Source organism: Mesorhizobium sp. M7A.F.Ca.AU.002.02.1.1 (assembly GCF_003998535.1).
Lineage (GTDB): Bacteria > Pseudomonadota > Alphaproteobacteria > Rhizobiales > Rhizobiaceae > Mesorhizobium > Mesorhizobium ciceri.
Genome location: NZ_RZPB01000850.1, coordinates 1 through 2,394, shown reverse-complemented (window position 1 = coordinate 2,394; position 2,394 = coordinate 1). Strand labels below are relative to the sequence as shown.

Here is a 2,394-nt window from a genome sequence, read left to right as displayed (position 1 = left end):
GCCTGGCCTCTATGCCATCACGCTGACCGGGGCCGAGCGTTCCTTCACCTACTGGCGCGGCGACGCCGCCGCGCGGCAGCTCGCCTCAGACCCGGTTGCATTGTCGGAAAACCTGGTAAATCAGGCGCTTGTCTATTTTTCCGGAATCACTTTGGCAATTCTGGATGAGGCCGCGCGCGCCGTATTGCTGGCGGCTGTCGCCAAGGCGCGCTCGGCCGGTTCACTTGTCGCCTTCGATCCCAACTACCGGCCGCGGCTTTGGCGCAATCGCGAGGATGCACAGGCAGCGATCGTCGAAGCCCTTGCCGCCACCGACATCGCATTGCCGACTTTCCCCGACGAGCAGATGCTGTTTGGCGATGCAACACCGCAAGCGACCGCAAAGCGACTCAGGCAACTGGTTAGCGAGGTCGTCGTCAAGAACGGCGAGCAGCCCGCCCTGATTGCCCAAGGAGAAACACTACGCGAAGTCCCGGCGATCCATGTCGCCGCCCCCGCCGATACGACCGGCGCCGGCGATTCGTTCAACGGCGGCTATCTTGCGGCTCGTCTTGCCGGCCACGACCCGCAGGAAGCCGCGCGCCGTGCGCATCGTGTCGCCGCCGCCGTGGTGCAAGTGCGCGGCGCGCTGGCGCCGTTCGAGACGCTGCGGGCGGCTTTCGAAGGCTAAGGTCGGAAAAACTAGGGCAGGCGGAACCTGTATTCCGTGACGTGGTGGTAGATCGCGCCCGGCCACAGCGTTGCTTGCGGGAAATAAGGCCGGTTCGGCGCGTCCGGCCAAATCTGCGGCTCCAGGCAGAAGCCGCAAAAGGCCTTGTAGTTCCGCCCTTCCAGCCCGGTGCGCGGCGTCACATACTGGCCGGTATAGAGCTGGACGCCGGGCTCGGTGGTCCAGACCTCCATCTCGACACCGGAACTGGCGCCTTGCGTCCATGCCGCCTGCTTGAGCGGCCCGCGTGCCGAAGCAAGGCAGAAATTCTGGTCGTAGGGCAGTTGATCACCCTCGGTTTCCATGCGCAGCGGCCGCGCCTGGCGGAAATCGAATGGCGTGCCGTCAACCGGCTTGACCACGCCTGTGGGGATCATGTCGCCATCGACCGGCAGGTAGGCGCCGGCATTCAGCATCATCCTGTGGTCGAGAATGTCGCCTGCGCCGCCATCATCCAGGTTGAAATAGGAATGCTGGGTGAGATTGCACAGCGTCGGCTCCTCGCAGGTGGCGGTCAGCTCGACGCTGAGCGTGCCGGGGATCTTCAGCCGGTAGGTGCAGGTGACGTCGAGCGCGCCGGGAAAACCCATCGTGCCGTCGGGATCGTGCAGCGTCAGCGTGACGAAATCCCTGCCATGCAAGGAAACCGTCCACGGCCGGTGGGAGTAACCTTGCGAGCCGCCATGCAGCGTATGCTTGTCGAGGAAGTTTTGCTCGGTCTGGTAGCGGCTGCCGCCAATGGTGAAGCGGCCGTCGCGGATGCGGTTGGCATAGCGGCCGACGACCGCACCGAAGAAGGCCGTATCCGTCTCGTAGCCTTCCAGACTGTCATAGCCGAGCACCAGCGGAGCATCGTGCCCGGTCAGGCGCAAATCCTGGATGATCGCGCCCAGACCGATGATGTTGGCTGTGATGCCGCCGCCCCTGATCGTGAAGCGACGCACCTGCTCGCCAGCCTGCGTCGTGCCGAAAACCTCGCCGTCCTTCATCGCCATGCCCGTAAATGCCAGTTGATCCAGAAGACTTCGGCTGGTTTTTCCATGAGAGATGGGCAGGCCATCGGCCTCCCCATCCCAGGGATAGCCTATCAGAGGCCGAGGCCGCCGATGCAGACATATTTGGTGTCGAGATAATCCTCGATGCCCTGATGCCCGCCTTCCTTGCCGAGGCCGGATTCCTTGACGCCGCCGAACGGCGCCTCCGGCGTGGTGATGAGGCCTTCATTGACCCCGACCATGCCGTATTTCAGCCCTTCCATCACTCGGAAGGCGCGGCCGAGGTCACCGGTGTAGAAGTAGCAGGCAAGGCCGAATTCGGTGTCGTTGGCGAGGGCGACGGCTTCCTCTTCGGTCTCGAACTTGAACACCGGTGCGACCGGGCCAAAGATCTCTTCCTTCATGAAGCGCATCTTGGGTGTCGCGTTGGCGATGACCGTCGGCTGGAAGAACGAACCGCCGAGCGCATGGCGCTTGCCGCCGGCAACGATCTTGCCGCCCTTTGATGTGGCGTCGGCGATCAGTTCCTCGACCTTCTCGACCGCCTTCTCGTCGATCAGCGGCCCCTGCTGCACGCCGTCCTCGAGGCCGGAGCCGACCTTCAGCGCGTTGCTGGCGGCAGCGAGCTTCTCGACGAACTTGTCATAGACACCTGCCTGGACAAGGAAGCGGTTGGTGCAAACGCAGGTC

The 2,394-nt window shown here is 63.8% G+C and carries 3 protein-coding genes; 1 reads left to right on the top strand and 2 read right to left on the bottom strand.

From position 1 onward, the window contains the following. The coding region (locus tag EN879_RS32270; RefSeq protein WP_164774716.1) for a sugar kinase at positions 1 to 670 on the top strand (670 nt) is incomplete at its 5' end. A gap of 11 nt (positions 671 to 681) precedes the next feature. Here the strand turns inward: EN879_RS32270 and EN879_RS32265 are convergent. Together EN879_RS32265 and EN879_RS32260 are read right to left on the bottom strand one after the other, a co-directional pair. Then, a complete protein-coding gene (locus EN879_RS32265; protein WP_063168174.1) occupies positions 682 to 1,704 on the bottom strand; it encodes an aldose epimerase family protein in 1,023 nt (340 codons plus the stop codon). A gap of 92 nt (positions 1,705 to 1,796) precedes the next feature. After that, positions 1,797 to 2,394, bottom strand: a 598-nt coding sequence (locus EN879_RS32260; RefSeq protein WP_127274534.1) for an aldehyde dehydrogenase family protein, incomplete at its 5' end; no start/stop codon positions are given.

Coding starts and splice junctions, on each gene's coding strand:
- EN879_RS32265 (WP_063168174.1), bottom strand. CDS start 1,704: ATGGCGATGAAGGACGGCGAGGTTTTCGGCACGACGCAGGCTGGCGAG.